The 20,888-nt window shown below is 72.8% G+C and carries 18 protein-coding genes and 1 riboswitch; of the genes, 7 read left to right on the forward strand and 11 right to left on the reverse strand.

Going from position 1 to position 20,888, the window contains the following annotated elements; translation table 11 throughout:
• The first annotated feature begins 112 nt into the window (after positions 1 to 112).
• Positions 113 to 247, forward strand: a riboswitch (SAM riboswitch).
• Positions 248 to 259: 12 nt separating this feature from the next.
• The gene (gene thrC / locus BMY97_RS22860) at positions 260 to 1,525 is read left to right on the forward strand and encodes a threonine synthase (protein WP_091619381.1); all 1,266 of its coding nucleotides are present in this window, start codon (positions 260 to 262) and stop codon (positions 1,523 to 1,525) included.
• 633 nt (positions 1,526 to 2,158) lie between these two features.
• Here thrC and BMY97_RS22870 read toward each other — a convergent pair.
• Positions 2,159 to 4,531, reverse strand: coding sequence for a ComEC/Rec2 family competence protein (locus BMY97_RS22870; RefSeq protein ID WP_091619385.1), 2,373 nt, complete (start codon positions 4,529 to 4,531; stop codon positions 2,159 to 2,161).
• Complete coding sequence (locus tag BMY97_RS22875) at positions 4,528 to 5,304, reverse strand: ComEA family DNA-binding protein (protein WP_091619387.1); 777 nt, start codon at positions 5,302 to 5,304, stop codon at positions 4,528 to 4,530. Before BMY97_RS22875 ends, BMY97_RS22870 begins: the two co-directional genes overlap by 4 nt.
• 209 nt (positions 5,305 to 5,513) lie before the next feature.
• On the opposite strand from BMY97_RS22875, the gene BMY97_RS22880 reads away from it, so the two are divergent.
• Positions 5,514 to 5,903 carry a YybH family protein gene (locus BMY97_RS22880; RefSeq protein WP_091619389.1) on the forward strand — a complete coding sequence of 130 codons (390 nt, stop codon included), beginning with the start codon at positions 5,514 to 5,516 and terminating at the stop codon, positions 5,901 to 5,903.
• Between the two features lie 12 nt (positions 5,904 to 5,915).
• On the opposite strand, the gene BMY97_RS22885 is transcribed toward BMY97_RS22880, so the two are convergent.
• Genes BMY97_RS22885 through nadD form a run of 5 tightly spaced genes read right to left on the reverse strand, consistent with a single transcriptional unit; the run spans position 5,916 to position 9,137 of the window.
• Positions 5,916 to 6,764 carry a DegV family protein gene (locus tag BMY97_RS22885; RefSeq protein ID WP_091619391.1) on the reverse strand — a complete coding sequence of 283 codons (849 nt, stop codon included), beginning with the start codon at positions 6,762 to 6,764 and terminating at the stop codon, positions 5,916 to 5,918.
• A gap of 4 nt (positions 6,765 to 6,768) precedes the next feature.
• A complete protein-coding gene (octT, locus tag BMY97_RS22890; protein WP_091619393.1) occupies positions 6,769 to 7,491 on the reverse strand; it encodes a diglucosylglycerate octanoyltransferase in 723 nt (240 codons plus the stop codon).
• 3 nt (positions 7,492 to 7,494) lie between these two features.
• Positions 7,495 to 8,109 (reverse strand): histidine phosphatase family protein, encoded by a 615-nt coding sequence (locus BMY97_RS22895; RefSeq protein WP_091619395.1) that lies wholly within the window; start codon positions 8,107 to 8,109, stop codon positions 7,495 to 7,497.
• Complete coding sequence (gene rsfS / locus BMY97_RS22900; RefSeq protein WP_091619398.1) at positions 8,106 to 8,507, reverse strand: ribosome silencing factor; 402 nt, start codon at positions 8,505 to 8,507, stop codon at positions 8,106 to 8,108. The genes BMY97_RS22895 and rsfS overlap by 4 nt, the downstream gene beginning before the upstream one ends.
• A gap of 54 nt (positions 8,508 to 8,561) precedes the next feature.
• Positions 8,562 to 9,137 (reverse strand): nicotinate-nucleotide adenylyltransferase, encoded by a 576-nt coding sequence (gene nadD / locus BMY97_RS22905; RefSeq protein WP_245787454.1) that lies wholly within the window; start codon positions 9,135 to 9,137, stop codon positions 8,562 to 8,564.
• Positions 9,138 to 9,490: 353 nt separating this feature from the next.
• Here nadD and BMY97_RS22910 point away from each other — a divergent pair, with 353 nt between their 5' ends.
• The 3 genes from BMY97_RS22910 (at position 9,491) to argS (ending at position 14,803) form a co-directional block, all read left to right on the forward strand.
• A complete protein-coding gene (locus BMY97_RS22910) occupies positions 9,491 to 11,599 on the forward strand; it encodes a RecQ family ATP-dependent DNA helicase (protein WP_091619402.1) in 2,109 nt (702 codons plus the stop codon).
• A 118-nt stretch (positions 11,600 to 11,717) separates the two neighbouring features.
• Positions 11,718 to 13,007 (forward strand): MFS transporter, encoded by a 1,290-nt coding sequence (locus tag BMY97_RS22915; protein ID WP_091619833.1) that lies wholly within the window; start codon positions 11,718 to 11,720, stop codon positions 13,005 to 13,007.
• A gap of 68 nt (positions 13,008 to 13,075) precedes the next feature.
• Complete coding sequence (argS, locus tag BMY97_RS22920) at positions 13,076 to 14,803, forward strand: arginine--tRNA ligase (protein ID WP_091619403.1); 1,728 nt, start codon at positions 13,076 to 13,078, stop codon at positions 14,801 to 14,803.
• A 1-nt stretch (position 14,804) separates the two neighbouring features.
• Here the strand turns inward: argS and BMY97_RS22925 are convergent, their stop codons facing one another.
• The gene (locus BMY97_RS22925) at positions 14,805 to 16,067 is read right to left on the reverse strand and encodes an FAD-dependent oxidoreductase (protein ID WP_091619405.1); all 1,263 of its coding nucleotides are present in this window, start codon (positions 16,065 to 16,067) and stop codon (positions 14,805 to 14,807) included.
• Between the two features lie 92 nt (positions 16,068 to 16,159).
• Between BMY97_RS22925 and BMY97_RS22930 the strand changes: the two genes are divergently transcribed.
• Complete coding sequence (locus BMY97_RS22930) at positions 16,160 to 16,780, forward strand: TetR/AcrR family transcriptional regulator (protein WP_091619407.1); 621 nt, start codon at positions 16,160 to 16,162, stop codon at positions 16,778 to 16,780.
• Here the strand turns inward: BMY97_RS22930 and BMY97_RS22935 are convergent.
• Positions 16,770 to 17,348 (reverse strand): TetR/AcrR family transcriptional regulator, encoded by a 579-nt coding sequence (locus BMY97_RS22935; RefSeq protein ID WP_091619409.1) that lies wholly within the window; start codon positions 17,346 to 17,348, stop codon positions 16,770 to 16,772. The two genes, BMY97_RS22930 and BMY97_RS22935, sit on opposite strands and share 11 nt — an antisense overlap.
• A gap of 58 nt (positions 17,349 to 17,406) precedes the next feature.
• Between BMY97_RS22935 and BMY97_RS22940 the strand changes: the two genes are divergently transcribed.
• Positions 17,407 to 18,123, forward strand: coding sequence for an SDR family oxidoreductase (locus tag BMY97_RS22940; protein ID WP_091619411.1), 717 nt, complete (start codon positions 17,407 to 17,409; stop codon positions 18,121 to 18,123).
• Positions 18,124 to 18,160: 37 nt separating this feature from the next.
• On the opposite strand, the gene proB is transcribed toward BMY97_RS22940, so the two are convergent.
• Together proB and obgE are read right to left on the reverse strand one after the other, a co-directional pair.
• On the reverse strand, positions 18,161 to 19,270 hold the full coding sequence (gene proB, locus BMY97_RS22945; RefSeq protein ID WP_091619413.1) for a glutamate 5-kinase: 1,110 nt from the start codon (positions 19,268 to 19,270) through the stop codon (positions 18,161 to 18,163).
• Complete coding sequence (obgE, locus tag BMY97_RS22950) at positions 19,267 to 20,784, reverse strand: GTPase ObgE (protein ID WP_091619415.1); 1,518 nt, start codon at positions 20,782 to 20,784, stop codon at positions 19,267 to 19,269. Before obgE ends, proB begins: the two co-directional genes overlap by 4 nt.
• Positions 20,785 to 20,888: the final 104 nt, after the last annotated feature.

Genomic DNA, 20,888 nt, shown 5'->3' on the forward strand with positions numbered 1-20,888 from the left:
CCGGCCGCAGGCCCGCCCCGGTGACGGGGCGGGCACCGTGGCACGAGGTGATCGCCATGTCGTACGGTGTAGCCGAGGCAGCGCCCGCGAGCGCGCGCCGACAACTGAATACCGCTCATCCAGAGGGGCAGAGGGATACGGCCCGACGAAGCCCCGGCAACCGGCGTACAGCCTGTCATTCCGCGATCGCGGGATAGCTGACGACCACGGTGCCAATTCCGGCCCGCTTCGGCGGGGCAGATGAGGAAGGAACCTCGTGATGACCGTTACCCTCGGAACGACCTCCGCCAGCAAGACCGTGGACCTCGGGCCCGCCGTCGAACTGGTGTCGAAGGAAGAGGGCCACCGGCAGCCACTCGCCCCGGAGTTCGTGTCCGCCGAGGACTTTTCGCCGCTCGAGGTCGCCTACGACTTCGGCCGCGTGCGCCGCGAGGACATCGAGGGCGGCCCGAACAACATCTGGCGCTACAAGAAGCTCCTGCCCGTCCCCTCGAACGTTGAGGAGATCCCCAACACCGAGCCCGGCGGCACGCGCCTCGTGCGCGCCGACCGCCTCGCGAAGGCGCTGGGCCTCAAGCGCGTGTGGGTCAAGGACGACACCGGCAACCCGACGCACTCGTTCAAGGACCGCGTGGTCGCCGTCGCGCTGGCCGCGGCCCGTGAGTTCGGCTTCGAGGTGCTGGCCTGTCCGTCCACCGGCAACCTCGCCAACGCGGTCGCCGCCGCGGCCGCGCGCGCCGGCTGGCAGTCGGTGGTGCTGATCCCGAAGACCTTGGAGCGGGCCAAGATCCTCACCACCGCGGTGTACGACGGCGCGCTGATCGCCGTGGACGGCAACTACGACGACGTCAACCGCCTCGCCACCGAGCTGGCCGCCGAGCACGCCTCGTGGGCCTTCGTGAACGTCAACGTCCGCCCGTACTACTCCGAGGGCTCGAAGACGCTCGCCTTCGAGGTCGCCGAGCAGCTCGGCTGGCGCATCCCCGAGCAGATCGTGGTGCCGATCGCCTCGGGCTCGCAGCTGACCAAGGTGGACAAGGGATTCCGCGAGCTCGGCCAGCTCGGCCTGGTGGAAGCCAGCCCGTACAAGGTGTTCGGCGCCCAGGCCACCGGCTGCTCCCCGGTCTCGGCCGCCTTCCGCGCCGGCCACGACGTGGTCCAGCCGGTGAAGCCGGACACCATCGCCCGCTCGCTGGCGATCGGCAACCCGGCCGACGGCCCGTACGTGCTCGACGTGGTCAACCGCACCGGCGGCGCGATCGAAGACGTCAGCGACGAGGAGGTCGTGGAGGGCATCCGGCTGCTCGCGCGCACCGAAGGCATCTTCACCGAGACCGCGGGCGGCGTCACCGTCGCCACCGCGAAGAAGCTGGTGGAGACCGGCAAGCTCGACCCCGACGCCGAAACCGTATTGCTCATCACCGGCGACGGCCTCAAGACCTTGGACGCCGTCGAGGGCCGCATCGGCCCGAAGGCGACCGTGCCGCCGTCCGCCGAAGCGGTCAGCAAGGCACTCGGCTTCTGACCTCCGGGCCCGCGAGCCACCTCGCCGGTCGGGGTTCTGGTCGTGGTTCACACCTCCTGACTCGTTGCGGGATAAGGGTGATCGTGGCCCGCGCGCCGGGTGGCTCGTGGGATCGGTTGTGGCGCTGGGCATCTGTGGGGCACGGAGCGTGCGAGCCCGGCTGAGCGGGAGACGGATCATCGGTCTCCCGCCCAGCCTTCGCCCAATCCCCGGCGAGCCGGGGTGCTCGGCCAGCCCGGCCTCCGGTGGGGCTGGCGTCCCCGGACGAGCTGGGGTCCCCGCGGGCCGGGGTCATCTACAAGCCAGGGTCCCCACGGAGCTCGACCTCCAGCGGGGCCAGTGCCCCACCAAGCCTGGCCTCGAGCGGGCCAGCGTCCCCACCAAGCCCGGCCTCCAGCGGGCTAGCGTCCCCACCAAGCCCGGCCTCCAGCGGGGCCAGCGTCCCCACCAAGCCCGGCCTCCAGCGGGCCAGCGTCCCCACCAAGCCCGGCCTCCAGCGGGCCACCGTCCCCATCAAGCCCGGCCTCCAGCAGGCCACCGTCCCCACCGAACCCGGCCTCCAGCAGGCCACCGTCCCTACCGAACCCGGCCTCCAGCGGGCTTGACTCACCTCTCGGCGAGCCAGGAATCCGGCTAGCGGGGTGGTCCACGGGGCTCGCCTCGGCGCGCGATCGCCGGTCCTGCCTCGCCCGGCAGCACCGCGGTGTCACCGTCCACATCGGTCCGGGTCACGAGCGCGCCCAAGGACTTCAGCACGTCCATAGTGGACTGGCTCGGGTGGCCGTAGCTGTTGCCCGCGCCCACGCTCACCAGCGCTGCCCGGGGCGCCGCCGCGGCGAGGAAGCCCGGCAGTGAGAACCTCGAGCCGTGGTGGGGCACCTTCAGCACGTCGGCGCGCAGGTCCGCGCCGTCGCTCAGCAGATCGGCCTGTGCGGCCAGTTCCACGTCCCCGGGCAGCAGCACCCGGCCCGCCGGGGTCTCCGCCCGCAGCACCACCGAGCTGTTGTTGATCATCGTGCCGTCCTGCTCCGCGGGCGAGCGCGCCGTGACATAGCGCGGGCCGAGCACCTCGAGCGTGAGGCCCGGCCAGGACAGCCGCTGCCCCTCGCTCAGCTCCAGCAGCGGAACGCCGCGTCGCCCGGCCTCGCGTGAGACCTGCTGCCACGCCCATCCCGGCGCGCGGCCGGGGCCGACCGCGATCGCCCCGACGGCCCGGCCCTCGAACACCGACGCCAGCCCGCCGGTGTGGTCGGCGTGCAGGTGGGACAGCACCACCAGCGGGACCCGGTCGACCCCGAGCCGCCGCAGGCATTCGTCGACCGGCCCCGGCTCCGGCCCGGTGTCGACGACCACGGCCCGGCCGGGCTCGGAAGTGGCCAGCACCAAGGCATCACCCTGGCCGACGTCGCACTCCACCATCGCCCAGCCCGCCGGCGGCCAGCCCGGCGCGAGCACCCGGGCCGGCACCACGGTCAGCAGGACCGCGACCAGCGCCACGGCGACCAGCAGCCGCACCCGGCGGAACCGCAGCGCGAAGACCGCGACGACCACCAGCCCGGCCGCGCAGAGCCCGCCCCACCAGCCGCCGGGCCAGTCGAGCACGGCCCCCGGCGCGCGGGCGCCGTGCCGGGCCACGGTGATCAGCCAGCGGGCCTCCGGATCGGCGAGGTGGACCAGCAGGCGCCCGGCACCCGGCCACCACGGGCCGACGACGGTGGCCAGCACGCCGAGCACCGTCACCGGTGCCACGACCGGTGCGGCCAGCACGTTGGTGACCACTGAGACCAGGCTCACCGTGCCCGCCATGCCGGCGATCACCGGGGCGGTGACGACGAACGCGGCCAACGGCACCGCCATCCCCTCCGCGTACCCGGGCGGAATTCCCCGGCGTACCAAGGAATCCGCCCAGCGTGGCGCGAGCAGGACCAGCCCGGCCGTGGCGAGCACCGACAAGGCGAAGCCGAAGTCCGCCGCCATCGCCGGATCCCAGGCCACCAGCAGGCACACCGCGAAGGCGAGCGCGGGCAGGGCGGATCCCCGCCGTCCGAGCGCCAGCGCCAGCAGCCCGACCCCGCCCATCAGCCCGGCCCGCAGCACACTGGGCGCCGGGCCGACGAGCACGAGGAAGCCGAGCAGGCACGAGCCGGCCGCGAACGCCGACAGCCTCGGACCGGCGCGCAGCAGGCGGAACAGCAGGAGGACCGCGCCGCAGATCACGGCGACGTTTCCCCCGCTCACGGCCATCAAGTGAGTGAGCCCGGAGTCCTTGAACTCGCGCTCGACCTGCTGCGGCAACGCGCTCGTGTCGCCCAGCACCAGGCCCGGCAGGAGGCCGGCGGGCTCCTCCGGCAGCACCGCGCACAGCCGGTGCAGCCCGGACCGCAGCGCCGAAGCCGCGCGTTGCCACCACGGCGCTTCGCCGACGCCCGCCGGAGCCTCGCGCACGTACAGCACCGCCGCCGTGAGATCGCCGCCGCGGGCCGGGGCCAGCCGGCCGGATGCCGTCACTTCCTGCCCTGGCAACAGATCCGCCCACCCGGCGGTGGGAGCGAGCAGCAGCACCCGCCCGGTGGACCCGGCCGGGTGACCGTCCACTGTGGCCGATCGAACCCCGGCTTCCACGACCACGGAACGGGTTCCCGCCTGCTGGTCGGCGTATCCCGCGCGGTGGATCGGCCGCGGCCGCTCGGTGACCTCCACGCGCAGCACGGCGGTGGGCCCGTGCTGCGCCTCCGCGCCCAGAACGTCCTGCTCGGCGGCCCGGATCCGCAGCGCGCCGGGGCCCGCCACCACGAGCCCGAGCAGCAGCAGCGCGCCCGCGGCCCCCAGCCGACGGCCGCGCACCAGCAGCACCGCCGACAGGGCCACCGCCACCACGCCGGTGACGAGCGCCGCCCACCAGCCCAACCGGAGGCCGGCGAGCGTGCCGCCCCAGGCGGCCACCGCGGCCGGGACCAGGCGGAAGTCCTGATCGCGCCACGCCGGGACGACGTCGGACTCGGTCATCCGACACTCACCTGCTCGCGCAGCTTGTCGAACTTGCTCGCGCCGATGCCGTCGACGTCGCGGAGCTGCTCGACGCTGCTGAAGCCGCCGTGCTGGGTGCGCCAGTCGACGATGCGCTTGGCGGTGACCTCGCCGACGCCGGGCAGGGTGTCGAGCTGTTCGGGGGTGGCCGAGTTGAGGTCGACCTTCCCGGGCGCGGCCCCGGCCCCGGCCGGGCCCGCAGGGGCGGGGGCAGCGGCCACGGTGATGCCGACCGCCAGCTGCTCGCCGTCGGTGAGCTTGCGGGCGAGGTTGAGACCGGTCAGGTCGGTGCCCGGGTCCGCGCCGCCCGCCGCGCGCAGGGCGTCGTCGACCCGTGCGCCGGACGGGACCGTGATGAGCCCGGGCGCGCGCACGTGGCCGACCACACTGATCACGAGTTTGCCGGAGCTGGGCGCCGCGGCCGAAATCTGGGCGCGGGCGACCGGCAGCGGCGGCGGTGCCTCCGCCGTCGGCGCGCTGCCGCCGAAGATCGCGAAACCGGCCACACCCAGCGCCACTACGGCGGCGAACACCGCCGCGACGAGGACCCAGCGACGCCCGAGCCTGCCGGGCAGGCCGGACAGTCCGGGCAGGGCACGCCGGCCGGGGAGGGAGGTCCCGGCCGGCAGCCAGCGTCGCACGAGCCGGCCGCCGGGCCCGACCGTCGTCGGGCCCGCGGCCAGCTGGTCGGCCAGCCAGGCGAGCCTGGCGTTCACGGGGGAGCCCGGGTCCCGGGCGGTCTGCTCGAACACACGATCGACGCTAGGGCGGGGGTGGTGGGTGTGCGAGGCCGGGTTGGCGGGTCTGTGGACAAGCGGCCTGGTGGGGACAACTCGACCCGGGGCAGGCGTGCGGACGGGGGTTTCGTCGGTATGGGGTGGGAGACTGGGCGGTCACCTGTGCGGAGTTCTCCGCGCCGGCCCGGACCGGACGGCGCCGCACCGGAGGAAGGGACCTCGCCATGGCCACCGACGAACAGCGGATCCGCACTCTCATCGAGAGCTGGGCCGAAGCCGTCCACTCGGGCGACCTCCCCGGTGTCCTCCGGGACCACGCCGAAGGCCTCGTGATGTTCGACGTCCCGCCGCCCCAGGAAGGGGTTCGCGGGATCGACGCCTACTCCGCGACCTGGCCGCCGTTCTTCGAGTGGCAGGCGCGGGGAGCGTCGTTCGAAATCCTGGAGCTGGAGGTCACCGCGGGCCAGGAGGTCGCGTTCGCCTGGGCACTCCTGCGCTGCGGCACCCCGCAGGACCCGCCCGGAAACCGGTTACGGCTGACGATCGGGCTGCGCAAGGAAGGCGACCGCTGGCTGGTCACGCACGAACACCACTCGTTCCCGCACACCGACTGAAAACAAGAGCGGCTAGGACGCGCGCTGCACGACCACCCCGAGCACCCCCGGCCCGGTGTGCGCGCCGATCACCGCGCCGATCTCCGAGACGACGCAGCCGCCCGAACAGCCCGGGATCTTCTCCTCGAGGCGGTTCGCCAGGTCGACGGCGCGCTCCGGCGAAGCGAGGTGGTGCACGGCCAGCTCGACCGGCCCGTCGCCCGCGGCCTGGACGGCCAGCTCCACCAGGCGCCCCATCGCCCGGTTCATCGTGCGCACCTTCTCCAGCGGCAGGATGCGGCCCTCGGCCATGTGCAGCACCGGTTTCACCGCCAGCGCGGTGCCCAGCAGCGCCGCCGCGGGCCCGATCCGGCCGCCGCGGCGCAGGTGCTCGAGGGTTTCGACGACGAACAGCGTCGACGAGTGCCGGGCCGTCTCGGCCGCGGCCGCTTCGACCTCGGCCGGGGAACCACCGCCGGCGGCCACGACCGCGGCGTGCAGGGCGGCGAAGCCCAGGCCCATCGCCGTGGTCCGCGAATCGACCACGCGCACGCGGTCCGGCCCGACCTCCTGCGCCGCCAGCACCGCGGCCTCCCAGGTGCCCGAAAGCTCGCTCGAGAGGTGCACGGAGACCACCGAATCGGCGCCTTCGGCCAGCGCCGCGCGGAACTCGGTGACGAACTCGGCGGGCGTCGGCCTCGACGTGGTGACGATCTTGCGCTCTCCCAGCGCCTCCGCGAGCGCCGCGGGGCCCATTTCCTTGCCGTCGAGGGAAACCACGCCGTCGACGAGGACGTGCAGGGGCACCACCCGCACCGCGTGCCGCTCGGCGAAGCCCTCGGGCAGGTGGGCGGTGGAGTCCGTGACCACGGCGACCGACACGCCGTCAGCCTACGTCGCTCAGCGCCGGGGCCATCAGCTTCGCCATCGCCGCGCCGACCGCCGCGTGACCGGCCCAGCCCCAGTGCATGCCGTCCGGGTTTCCCGCGCCGCTCAGCACGTGCTCGCCGACGACACCGGCCAGATCGAGCAGCGGGACGTCGGCGCGCGCGGCCCACGAAGCCATCGCCGCTTCGGCGCCCGGGCGCGCAGTGTGTACGCCGCCGTACGCGGCAGCCCGGTGCACGGACGGCAGCATCCCGAAGATCGGCAGCTCCGGCCGCAGCGCGCGCAACGCGGTCACAGACTGGTCGAGGTAGTGCACCGTCAGCTTCGCGGGCAGGACCGCCGGACGGCCCCGCAACGCGACGGAAAGCTTCGGCTGCGCGGCGAGGTAGGCGCCGCGGACGACCCGGCGCACGCCGTCGGGCCGCAGGTAGCGCAGCCCCTGGCGCAGGTAGGTCGGCAGCGGCGACGGCAGGGTGTCCATGCTCCCGATCGCGAGCACGATCGCGTCGACGTGGTGCAGGTCGGCCCACACGCGCGGGTCGCCGGTCAGCGACCACCACACATCGCGGGCGGTCCAGCCGATGCCCGCGACGAGATCGGCGTGCCCGCCCAGACCGGCGGCGGCGACGTTCGGCCACAGGCGCGGGTCATCGGCGGGACAGGGCCCTTCGGGACCGTGGAAGCTCAGCGAATCGCCGAAGACGAGCAGGTGCGGCGCCATCGATCAGCCGGTGATGCCCGCGTTGTACGCGTGCAGCCGCCACTTCCCGTCACGGCGGCCGAGCTCCACCCAGTGGCAGTTCATGATGCCGCCCAGCGACGGCCAGATCTCGACCGGCAGGCCCAGCAGCTTCGCCGTGAGCGCGACGATCAGCCCGCCGTGCGAGGCGAGCAGCACGGCGTCGCCGACGTCGGAGTTGGGCTGCAGCAGGTCGTTGACGACCTCGCCCGCGCGCCCGGCGACGTCCACTCGCGACTCCCCGCCGGGCGGCGCCCAGGCGGCGTCGGTGCGCCAGCGGTCGCGCTCACCGGGGTACGCGGCGTCGACCTCGGGTCCGGTCATGCCCTGCCACTCGCCCAGGTGCGTTTCACGCAGGCGCTTGTCGATGCGCAGCGGGACGCCGATGGCCTCGGTGAGCACGGTGGCGGTGTCGGTGGCGCGCCGGAGGTCCGACGCGATCACCAGGTCCGGGGAGAACCGCGCGAGCGCGGGGACGGCGAACCGCGCCTGGTTCCAGCCGACCGGGGTCAGCGCGGAGTCCAGGTGCCCCTGCATGCGGCCGGCGGCGTTGTAGTCGGTCTCGCCGTGGCGCCAGAGGAGCAGCCGTCGGGGGCTCACGCGTCCAGGCCGTCCGCGTCGTCTTCGGCCGGGGGCTGGTCGAGCCCTTCGACCTCGATGCGCGGGCAGTCCTTCCACAGCCGCTCCAGGCCGTAGAACGAGCGCTCCTCCTGGTGCTGGACGTGCACGACCACGTCGACGTAGTCGAGCAGGACCCAGCGGCCCTCGCGGGCGCCTTCGCGGCGGACCGGCTTGTGCCCGCCGATCCGCAGCTGCTCCTCGACGTTGTCGACGATCGCGCCGACCTGGCGCTCGTTGGGCGCGGAGGCGATCACGAAGGCGTCGGTGATCACGAGCTGCTCGGACACGTCCAGCACGACGACGTCGCTGGCCTTCTTGTCGGCGGCCGCGTGTGCCGCCGCCACGGCCAGCTCTCGTGCCTGGGACGTCGCTGCCACGGTGCTCCTTCAGGGTTCGGGGTACGCCCGACGAGGGTACCCGTGCCCCTGAAGTCACTCACCCTGGTCCTTGCGGTAGAGGTCCTTCTTGGCGATGTAGCGCACCACGCCGTCGGGCACGAGGTACCAGACGGGCTCGCCGCTCTCCACGCGCTCGCGGCACGCGGTGGACGAGATCGCCATGGCCGTCACCTCGACGAGACTGACCTTCCCGCTGGGCAGGTGGCGGGAGTTGAGCCGGTAGCCGGGCCGCGTGACGCCGATGAAGTGCGCGAAGTCGAAGAGCTCGTCGGCCTTGTGCCAGGTCAGGATCTGCTCCAGCGCGTCGGCGCCGGTGATGAAGAACAGCTGGTCCTCCGGGTACTCCTCGTGCAGGTCCCGGAGCGTGTCCACGGTGTAGGTCCGGCCGCTGCGGTCGATGTCGACGCGGCTGACGGAGAACACCGGGTTGGACGCGGTGGCGATCACCGTCATCAGGTACCGGTCCTCGGCGCGGGTGATGCGGCGCGCGGTCTTCTGCCAGGGCTGTCCCGTGGGCACGAAGATGACCTCGTCCAGCGCGAAGCGCGACTGGACCTCACTGGCCGCGACGAGGTGGCCGTGGTGCACAGGGTCGAACGTGCCGCCCATGACCCCGATGCGGCGTGGTGACATAACGCGTGAGCCTATACGCGCGGGCGCGCGGGGGCCTGCCGCTCGGCTTTGAGGCGCGATGGAGGTGGCGCGGTGCACGGCCCGGCCTCCCCGCTCCCCGGGAGAAGCCGGCCGCGCACCGCACCCGGCGGTCAAGGGGGTCCATCGCCGGGCGACCCGCCGCCTCCCCCGAGAGGGACCGGTCGCCCGGGAGAGTCGCGAGCCCGGCCGTCCTTACGCGGGTCTCGATGGTGATTGGAGTCACAACACGGTGGGTTTCCGGGTGTGAGCGGACCGTTCACGACACCGCCGGTTCCCGGACTGTCGGGGTGATGGGGTAGACCGGGGGCGTGGACACCACCGAAGCCCTGCGCGAACGCGCCGAGACCCTGCTCCGTGCGCTCGCGGGCGACAACGCGACCCTGCGCGAGGACCAGTGGACGGCGATCGAGGCGCTGGTCGCGCACCACCGGCGCGCGCTCGTCGTGCAGCGCACCGGCTGGGGCAAGTCGGCGGTGTACTTCCTGGCCACGGCCCTGCTGCGGGAAGAGGGCGCGGGCCCGACAGTGATCGTCTCGCCGCTGCTCGCCTTGATGCGCAACCAGATCTCGGCCGCCGCGCGGGCCGGGATCCAGGCGGCCACGATCAACTCCGCGAACGCGCAGGAGTGGGACCAGGTGCAGGCCGCCGTCGTCGCGGGCGAGATCGACGTGCTGCTGGTCAGCCCCGAGCGGCTGAACAACCCGGACTTCCGCGACACCGTCCTGCCCAAGCTCACCGCGAGCGCCGGCCTGCTGGTGGTCGACGAGGCGCACTGCATCTCCGACTGGGGCCACGATTTCCGGCCGGACTACCGGCGGCTGCGCACCCTGCTGGGCGACCTGCCCGACGGCGTGCCGGTGCTGGCCACCACCGCGACGGCCAACGACCGGGTCGCCACGGACGTCGCCGACCAGCTGGGCATCGGCAACGGCGGCGACACGCTGGTGCTGCGCGGCCCGCTCGACCGGGAGAGCCTGCGGCTGGCGGTGGCGGAGCTGCCCACCGATCAGGCCCGGCTGGCCTGGCTCGCCGAGCACCTGGCGGAGCTGCCCGGGTCCGGGATCATCTACACGCTCACCGTCGCGGCGGCCCACGACGTGGCGGCGCTGCTGGGCGAGCGCGGCTACCCGGTCGCGGCGTACACCGGCAAGACCGACCCGGCCGACCGGCAGGCCGCGGAAGACGACCTGCTGGCCAACCGCGTCAAGGCGCTCGTCGCGACCTCGGCACTGGGCATGGGGTTCGACAAGCCGGACCTCGGATTCGTGGTGCACCTGGGCGCGCCGTCCTCGCCGATCGCGTACTACCAGCAGGTCGGTCGTGCCGGGCGCGGGGTCGAGCGGGCCGAGGTCGTGCTGCTGCCCGGACGTGAGGACCGGGCGATCTGGGCGTACTTCGGGTCGCTGGCGTTCCCGGACGAGCTGCGCGTCTCGCAAGTGCTGGAGTCGCTGGCGTACGCCGACCGTCCACTTTCGACAGCCGCGCTGGAGCCGACGGTCGAGCTTTCGCGCTCGCGGCTGGAAATGGTGCTGAAGGTGCTGGACGTCGACGGCGCCGTGCGGCGGGTGCGCGGCGGGTGGGAGAGCACGGGGCAGCCGTGGGAGTACGACCGTGAGCGGTACGCGCGGGTCAGCTCCGCGCGGACGGCCGAGCAGGACGCGATGCTCGGCTACATCGCGACCACGGGCTGCCGGATGGAGTACCTGCGCCACCAGCTCGACGACCCGGAAGCCGTGCCGTGCGGCCGGTGCGACAACTGCACGGGGCAGCACTGGGACACCTCGGTGTCGGAGGAGGTCGCGGGCGCGACACGCGAACGGCTGGACCGGCCGGGCGTCGCGGTGGCCCCGCGCAAGCAGTGGCCGAGCGGGATGAGCGGCCTCGACGTCCCGCTGTCGGGCCGCATCGCGGCGGGCGACCAGGCCGAGGCCGGACAGGTGCTGGGCCGGCTGACCGACGTCGGCTGGGGCTCCCGGCTGCGTGAGCTGCTGGGCCCGGGCGCGGCCGACGTCGAGGTGCCCGAGAACGTGTTCCAGGCCTGCGTGAAGGTGCTCGCGGGGTGGCAGTGGGCGGAGCGACCGGTGGCGGTGGTCGAGGTGCCGTCGGTGACGCGCCCGCGGCTGACGCACAGCTTGGCCGCGAAGCTGTCGGAGGTCGGGCGGCTGGAGTTCCTCGGCTCGCTGGAATCGGCCGGCCCGCCGCCCCGGCAGGCCAACAGCGCCCAGCGGCTCGCCGACCTGTGGCGCCGCCTCAGCCTGCCCGAAGACGTCGCCGCCCGCGTCGCCGCGACCGCGGGCCCGATCCTGCTCGTCGACGACGTCATCGACACCGGGTGGACGATGACCCTGGCCACCCGGCTGCTGCGGCGGGCCGGGGCGAAGGCAGTGCTGCCGTTCGCGTTGGCGAGCACGGCCTGAAGCGCCCGGGAAGCCGCACACCGGCAGCCCGCCCGGCGGGAAAGTCCCGCCCGGATCTACCGATTCCGGAGTCTTTCTGGCAAAGTGCCGTTCCACGCTCGTGGACGTGGAGGTCACCATGGCCGGACCGACGACGGATGTGCAGGCACGACACCGGCTCCCGGTGCGCAAGCTCTTCGCCGCCAGCGCGGGAAACGCCCTCGAGTGGTTCGATTGGACGGTCTACGCGACGTTCAGCATCTACTTCGCGGGCGCGTTCTTCCCGTCGGGCAACGACACCCTGGCCCTGATCAACACCTTCGGCACGTACGCGCTGGCGTTTTTCTTCCGGCCGCTCGGCGGGGTGCTGCTGGGCCGGTTCGCCGACGTGCACGGCCGCAAGCCCGCGATGATCCTCACCATCGTGGTGATGGCGGGCGGCTCGGTGGCGATCGGCGTGCTGCCGACGTTCGAGCAGGTCGGCTGGCTCGCGCCGATCCTGCTGCTGCTCGCCCGGGTGGCGCAAGGGCTTTCGCTCGGCGGCGAGGTGTCGAACGCGTCGGCGTACCTCGGGGAGATCGCGCCGCCGAAGCGCCGCGGGCGGTACTCGTCGTTCTTCTACATCTCCACCGGCTCGGCCGTGCTGGTCGCGACCGTGCTCGGCTTCGTGCTGGCGCGCACGATGGACAAGGCGGAGCTGACTTCGTACGGCTGGCGGATCCCGTTCCTGCTCGGCGGGGTGCTCGGGATCATCGGCCTCTGGCTGCGCCGTAGTCTCGCCGAGACCGAGCTGTTCGAGAAGAACAAGGCTGCGGCGAAGCGCGTCGAACGGCCGTTGCGGACCACCCTGACCCAGCACCCGAAGGCCGTCGGCCAGCTCATCGGCTTCACGATGCTCTCGACCCTTTGCTACTACACATTTTTCAGCGCGCTCACCTCTTTCGCGGTGAAGACGCGCGGGGTCAGCGACGTCGACGCGTTCCTCGCGCTGTCGATCGCCACGGCGCTGTTCGTCCTGCTGCAGTACCCGATGGGCGCGCTCGCCGACCGGGCCGGGCGCAGGCCGCAGCTGCTGGTCTGGGCCGGGGTGACGGCGCTGGTGATCGTCCCGCTGTCCTACCTCGTGCGGCCGGGGCTCGGCGGGGTGCTCGTGATGTTCTGCGTCGGGCTCGCGCTCTACACGGCGATGACGTCGCTGGCGCCGGCGATCATGAGCGAGCTCTTCCCCACCGAGCTGCGCGGGCTGGGCATCGGCGCCTGGTACAACCTCACCGTCGCCGTTTTCGGTGGCACCGCGCCACTTGTGCTGAGCTCGCTCTCCGCGGCCGGCGCGTCCGTGGTGTTCTTCTGGTACGTCGCGGTCGCCGCCGCCATCGCGTTCTTCGTGATTTTGCGGATGCCCGAGACCAAGGGCAGTGAGCTGCGGTAATCCCCTCGGTCCCGCGCGGGGCGGGTCGCTAGGCTTCAGCGACTCGACCGACGCGAAGGAGGGACACCATGCAGGCGACTGAGGTGAGCGAGGAACTGGCGCGACGCGTGGTGGACGCCATCGGCCGCGCCCTGGACGTCGAGATCGCCCCGGAGGACGCGCTGATCGCCGTCTCCACCCGCGAGGGCGTCGATTACCAGTGCAACCTCGCGATGAGCCTGGGCAAGCGGCTCGGCCGGCCGCCGCGCGAGGTCGCGGGCCTGATCGTGGCGCACCTGGAACTCGACGGCGTCGCGGAGCCTCCGGAGGTCGCCGGGCCCGGGTTCCTGAACTTCGTGCTGCGCAAGGAATGGCTGGAGCAGCGCGTGACGGCGCTGGGCGGCGACGACCGGCTCGGCGTCGCGCCCACGGCCGCGCCGCGGCGGATCGCGCTCGACTACAGCAGCCCGAACGTCGCCAAGGAGATGCACGTCGGGCACCTGCGCTCGTCGGTGATCGGCGACGCGATCGCGCGGCTGCTGCGGTTCGCGGGCCACGAAGTGCTGCCGCACAACCATCTCGGCGACTGGGGCACGCCGTTCGGCATGCTGATCGAGCACCTGCTGGACGAGCCGCCCGCGGGTCGCAGCGGCATCGGCGACCTCAACGCGTTCTACCAGGCCGCGCGCCGGAAGTTCGACTCCGACGAGGCGTTCGCGACGCGTTCTCGTGAGCGCGTGGTCAAGCTGCAGAGCGGCGACGCCGAGACGCTCGCCGTGTGGCAGGAGCTGGTCGACGAATCGACACGGCACTTCAACGAGGTCTACCGGCTGCTCGGCATCACGCTCACCGACGCCGACGTCTACGGCGAGAGCTTCTACAACCCGTACCTCGGCAAGGTCGTCGACGAGCTCGAGGCCGACGGGCTCACCGAGCTCAGCGACGGCGCCGTTTGCGTGTTCCCCCAAGGCTTCCACAACCGCGAGGGCGACCGGCTGCCGTTGATCGTCCGCAAGCGCGACGGCGGCTACGGCTACGCGGCGACGGACCTGGCGACCGCGAAGTACTGGACGACCGAGCGTGGCGCGACCGATCTGCTGTACGTCGTCGGCACGCCGCAGGCGCAGCACTTCGCCATGCTGTTCGCCGTCTGCCGCGCGGCGGGCTGGCTGGACGGCGTGCGCGCCGAGCACATCGGCTTCGGCTCCGTGCTCGGCGCGGACGGCAAGGTGATGCGCACGCGGGCCGGCGAGACGACCAAGCTCGCCGACCTGCTCGAAGAGGCCGTGACGCAGGCCGCGGCCGTGGTCGCCGAGCGCAGCGAGCTGGGCGCGGACGAGCAGCGGGCGGTGGCGCGGGCCGTCGGCATCGGCGCGGTTAAGTACGCGGACCTCTCCGGCGACCGTGAGCGCGACTACGTGTTCACGTGGGACCGGATGCTGGCCAAGGAGGGCAACACCTCGGTCTACCTGCAGTACGCGCATGCGCGGATCGAGTCGATCCTCGCCAAGGCGGGTGCGCAGCCGGCGGAGGCGCCCGTGCTGCTGGGTGAACCGGCCGAACGCGCGCTGGCCCTCACCCTGCTTCGCTTCGGCGAAGCCTTGCGTGCCGCCACCTCGGGATACGCGCCGCACAAACTGTGCACCTACCTGTACGAGACGGCGGTGACTTTCTCGCGCTTCTACGAGCAGTGCCCGGTCCTCGCCGCCGCGACGCCGGAGCTGCGCACGTCGCGCGTCCAGCTCGCCACGCTGACCTCGCGAACGCTGGTGCTCGGCCTGGGCCTGCTCGGCATCGAGGCCCCGCGCCGGCTCTGACTCACGATTCGCCGTGTTCGGCGAACATGCGGCGCTTCAGCGCGGGCACCGAGCCGACGACCGCGAACATGCTGCGGGACATCGCGCGGGCGAAGCGGTTCTCGGTGACGAAATCCTCGGCGCTGCGGGCCGAGGCGCGCACCGCCTGAAAGCCGTACTCGCGCATCCGGTGCTCGTAGTCGGCGACGGCCGCGCTGCCGTCCGAGGCACCGATCAGGTTGCGGCACAACAACTGCGCGTCCCGCAACGCCGTGTTGGCGCCGATCCCGCGGAACGGCGTCATGCTGTGCACGGCGTCGCCCAGCAGGGTCACCGGGCCGGTTTCCCACGGTTCGACCGGCACCGAGGTCTTGATCGGCAGCCGGCTCACGGTGCCCTCGGGTGAGAGCTCCACGAGCCGCGACAGGCCCGGGTGCCAGCCCCGGATCTGGTCCAGCACCACGGCACGCAGCCCGGCACCGTCCAGTTCGGCCAGTCCGGCCGGGAGGCGCCGGGCCGACGCGCCGTACGCCCAGGTCACGTAGCTGCCGGTGTTGTCGAACAGCACCGGGTCGACGGCCGCGGTCTCGTCGTTCACCTCGGCGCCGGCGAACTCGTGCGGCGCGGTGAACATCGCGCGGCCGCGCGGCGGGAGCACGAAGTTCGGCCCCGCCGTCAGCCGGGCGGGCACGAGGCCCCGGGTCTCGGCGGTCAACGGGTACTTGCCGACGATCGCGGTGATCCCGGTGTCCACCCGCCCGGCGTGCGGCAGCAGCTGCGCGCGCACGCGTGAATTCGCGCCGTCGGCCCCCACGACCAGGTCCGCCTCGGCCGTGGTGCCGTCCGCGAAGAAACACGTGACACCCTTCGGCCCGGTTTCGTAGCGGACGAACTCCTTGTCGTACCAGAGGATTCCGTCGAGCCCGGTGGAAAGCACCTGGTGCAGCGAAATCCGGCTGACGGAGTGGTGCGCGGCCGCCGGGTCCGCCCCCGTCTCCTCGTCGATCACGGCCAGCTCCCGCAGCTGCTCGGTGACGAACGCGAAGTCGCCGGTCCCCTTCCCGCGCGTGGCCAGGAACCGCTCCCACGCCGGCGCCGGCAGGCATTCGTGCAGCGCGGCCGAGCCGTGCGGGTTGATGTGCAAGCGGTAGCCCTGCAAACGCTCGGTGCGGGTGCGGCTGCGCTCGTACACCGCGACCTCCATCCCGGCCGCCGCCAGTCCGTGCGCCAGGCACAGCCCGCCGGTCCCCCCGCCGATCACAGCCACCCTCAGGTTCTCGCCCATGGTCACTCCCCTTCGTCGTGGCGTCCATAATTATCCGAATGGATGATTAAGTCAACCATGAAGATGATTGAGTCACCGGCTAGGCTGAGCCCGTGCCCGAGAACAGCCCCCGCCGCTCCCCCCGCCCCGGTGAACGCCGGCGCGACCGCGAACGCACCCGGGCGCGGATCCTCGAAGCGGCGAAAGCGGAGTTCGGCGCCAAGGGTTACGCCGCGGCGCGCGTGGGCGAGATCGCCGACCGAGCGGGCGTCAACAAACAGCTGATCTCGTACTACTTCGGCGGCAAGGAAGGCCTGTACAACGAGCTGAACAGCCCGGTGTACCAAGGATTCTCCGCGCTCGCGGCGACGGACCGGCCGCTCGCGGAGGTCGCGGCCGACTTCGTGCGCACCGGCCTCGCCGACACCGATCTCGGCCGGCTCTTCCTGTGGGAGAACCTCACCGACGGCGCGCCGGACGCGGTCGGCGTGGCGGCGCAGCGCGAGTTCCTGCGCGGCCAGGTCGACTACGTGCGCGCCCGGCAGGAGGCCGGCGACTTCCCCGAGGACGTCGACCCCGCGGCGCTGATGCTGATGCTGATGGCGGCGGCGAGCGCGTCGCTGGCGTTCCCCCGGGTCGCGCGCGCGGTCACCGGCCGGGACCCCGCGTCACCCGAGTTCGCCGAGGACTACGCGGAGCAGCTCGCCCGGGTCGTGCGGCACCTCAAGCGGTAGCGAGCAGCGCCACCAGTTCGTCGGCCAGCTCCGGGCCCAGCGGCTCGTGCGTCGCCAGCAGCCGGTACCAGAGCGTGCCGAAGACGACGTCGAGCACCGTGCCCCGCGCGACGCCGTCCGGCAGCTCGTCCCGATCGACCGCCCTGGCGACGATGCGGTCCAGCACGTCGCGGCGGCGCGACAGGAAGTCCTCACGGAAGCGGTCGCCGAACACCGGGTCGAGCTGAGCCTGGGCCATCAGCGCCCGCAGCGTGTCCGCCACCGGTTGCTTCCGGCCGAGCGCGAACGTGGCGACCAGGAACTCGCGCAGGTCCTCGGCGAACGAGCCGTGGTCGGGCACCGGCACGATCAGGTCGGCCTTGGTCGCCAGCGCCTCCATGAGCACGTCGGCCTTCGACGGCCACCACCGGTAGACGGTCTGCTTGCCCGCACCCGAACGCGCGGCGATGCCCTCGATCGTCAGGCCGGCGTACCCGACCTCGACGATCAGCTCCAGGGTGGCGACGAGGATCGCGTCCCGGCTCTGCGCACTGCGCTTGCGGCCGGGGCGGGAAGGCTGGTCGGTCATGGGAAACGATGGTAGCGTAATTCGAGACGAGACGTCACGGTTCGAAATAGGAGAACAGATGAGCAAGCACACGGCCCTCGTCGCTGGGGGCACCTCGGGCATCGGGCTGGCGACCGCGCGGAAGCTGCGCGAGCGGGGCTACGACGTCCACATCACCGGGCGCGGCAAGGAAAAGCTCGACGACATCGCGGCCACCGACCCCGGCCTCACCGGCCACCAGGCCGACGGCGGGGACGCCGCCGCGATGACGGCAGTGGCCGAATCGCTCGGTCAGGTCGACGTGCTGGTGATCAGCCTCAGCGGCGCCGAGGGCGCGGGCCCGATCGCCGAACTGGACCTGGACCGGCTGCGCCGGGCCTTCGACGCGAAGTTCTGGGCCCACCTCACCACGCTGCAGGCGGTGCTGCCGCGGCTCGCGCCGACCGGGTCGGTCACCCTGCTCACCGCCATCAGCGCGCGCACCGGAATGCCGGGGACCACGGGGCTCGCGGCGATCAACGGCGCGTTGGAGGCCACCGTCAAACCGCTGGCCGCGGAGCTGGCCCCGATCCGCGTCAACGCCGTCTCACCCGGCGTCGTCGACACGGCGTGGTGGAGCAGCATGCCGGCGGAGCAGCGTGAGCCGTACTTCGCGCAGCTCGCCGCGGCGCTGCCCACCCGGCAGGTCGGGACGGCGGAGGACGTGGCCGAGGGCGTGGTGTTCATGGCCACCAACCCGAACGTCACCGGCACCGTGCTGGAGACCGACGGCGGTGCGCGGCTGATCAGCCTCTGACGCGACCGGTTCAACGACCCCTGCTTCAACGACCGCTTCAACGACGCAGCGGCACCAGGTCGTCGGCGTGGACGACCTCGCGGCGGAACTCCGCGGGCAGCTCGGGGGTGGAGCGGCCGATCAGCCCGGGCAGCTCGCCCGCGTCGAACGCGACCACGCCGCGGGCCACCGGAATGTCCTTGGTGTCCACCAGGTCCACGACGTCACCGGCTTGGAAATCGCCCTCCACGCCGATGATGCCGGCGGCCAGCAGCGAACGGCGGCGGCGCACGATGGCGGTCACGGCACCGTCGTCGAGGCGGAGGCGGCCGGACGCGTCGGCGGCGTAGCCGAGCCAGAAACGGCGCGCGGACAGGCGGGTGTCGGCCGGGGCGAAGGCCGTGCCGACATCCGCCGGGCCGAGGGCGCCCGCGGCGTACGCGGCGGCGGCGAGCAGCACCGGGATGCCCGCGCCCGCGGCCGTGCGCGCGGCCGCGAGCTTCGAGACCATGCCGCCGGTGCCGAGGCCGGAGGAGGACATGCCGACGCTGATGCCGTCCACATCGGACTCGCTCAGCACCTCGGTGATCCGGCGGGTGGCGCCGTCGCGCGGGTCTCCGTCGTACAGTCCGTCCACATCGGACAGCAGGACCAGCGCGTCGGCGCCGATCAGGTGAGCCACGAGGGCGGCCAGCCGGTCGTTGTCGCCGAAGCGGATCTCCTGGGTGGCCACGGTGTCGTTCTCGTTCACCACCGGCACCGCGCCGAGCGCGAGCAGCCGCGAGAACGTGCGCTGTGCGTTGCGGTAGTGCGAGCGGCGCACCACGTCGTCGGAGGTCAGCAGCACCTGCCCGACGGTCAGCGAATAGCGGCCGAACGACTCGGCGTACGCGTGGGCCAGCGCCAGCTGCCCGACGCTCGCCGCCGCCTGCTGCGTCGCGAGGTCACGCGGGCGCTTGCCCAGCGACAGCGGCGCGAGACCCGCGCCGATCGCGCCGGAGGAGACCAGGACGATCTGGGCCTCGCGCGCGACGCGGGCGGCGATGGCGTCGACCAGCGCGTCCAGCCGCGCCACGTCGAGCCCGCTGCCCGCGGTGGTCAGCGCCGAAGACCCGACCTTGACGACGAGCCGGCGCGCCTCGGCGATCTCCTGGCGGGTGCCGCTCACCGGTCCAGCTCCACCGAATCCTCGCTGAAGCCCGTGTCCGGGCCCGATGCGTCGAAGTCCTCGCCGGGCGCGTCGAATTCGGAGCCGCCGTCGGGCCCGTCGCGGCGGATCCGGCGGGCCTCCTTGCGGTCGGTCGCGCCGATGCGCTCGTTGCGCTCCAGCCGCACGTCCGTGCCGCGCCCGGACAGGTGCACGTGGACGTCCGGAGTCGAGGGCTGCCACTCGAACTGCACGTCGCCGACCGTGACCGGGCTGCCCGGCCGCGCGCCGAGCTTGGCCAGCTTGTCCTCGACGCCGAGCCGGTTGAGCCGGTCCGCGAGGTAGCCGACGGCCTCGTCGTTGGTGAAGTTGGTCTGCCGGATCCAGCGCTCGGGCCGGGTGCCGCGCACGATGAACGCGCCCTCTTCGGCCGGGTCGGCCTCGACGGTGAACCCGCTGTCGTCGACCGCCATCGGCCGCAGCACGATCCGCTCCGCCTCCAGCACCGGCTGCGCCTCGCGGTACTCCTCGACGACCTTCGACAGCGCGAAGGTCAGCTCGCGCAATCCCTTGCGCGACGCCGTCGACACCTCGAACACCTGGAGCCCGCGGGCCTCGAAGTCCGAGCGGACGAACTCGGCCAGCTCCGCGGCCTCGGGCACGTCGATCTTGTTCAGCACCACCACGCGCGGCCGCTCGTCGAGCTTGCCGCCGAGGCCCGGGGTGTACTTGGCCAGCTCGGACTCCAGAGCGTCCACATCGGACACCGGATCGCGGCCCGGCTCCAGCGTGGCGCAGTCGACCACGTGCACCAGCACGGCGCAGCGCTCGATGTGGCGCAGGAAGTCCAGGCCGAGGCCCTTGCCCTCGGACGCGCCGGGGATCAGGCCGGGCACGTCGGCCATGGTGAACGCGGTCGAGCCGGCGGTGATCACGCCGAGGTTCGGCACCAGCGTGGTGAACGGGTAGTCGGCGATCTTCGGCTTCGCGGCGGACAGCACCGAGATCAGCGAGGACTTGCCCGCCGAGGGGAAGCCGAGCAGGCCGACGTCGGCCACCGAGCGCAGCTCCAGCACCAGGTTGCGGCTCTCCCCCGGCTCGCCGAGCAGCGCGAACCCGGGCGCCTTGCGGGCCTTGGACGACAGGGAGGCGTTGCCGAGCCCGCCGCGGCCGCCCTGGGCCGCGACGAAGGTGGTACCGACGTTGACCAGGTCCGCGACCAGCTCACCGTCCTCGGTGAACACCACGGTGCCGGCCGGGACGTGCATCTCCAGCGCGTCGCCGGCCGCACCGTTGCGGTTGCTGCCCTGGCCCATCTTGCCGTTGCCGGCGCGGGCGTGCGGGCGGAAGTGGAAGTCGAGCAGGGTGTGCACGTTCGGGTCGACGACCAGGGTGACGTCGCCGCCGTTGCCGCCGTTGCCGCCGTCCGGGCCGCCGAGCGGCTTGAACTTCTCGCGGTGCACCGAGGCACAGCCGTTCCCACCGTCGCCGGCGGTCAGGTGGATCACCGCGCGGTCCACGAACCGGGACGCCATGACAAGCCTCTATTCACTCGCGAAAAAAGTACCGAACAAAACAAACGAGGGGTGGGGCCGGATATTCCGGCTCCACCCCTCGTTCGGAGAATCGTGCGTGTCGA

The organism is Amycolatopsis saalfeldensis (genome assembly GCF_900110575.1).
Taxonomy (GTDB): domain Bacteria; phylum Actinomycetota; class Actinomycetes; order Mycobacteriales; family Pseudonocardiaceae; genus Amycolatopsis; species Amycolatopsis saalfeldensis.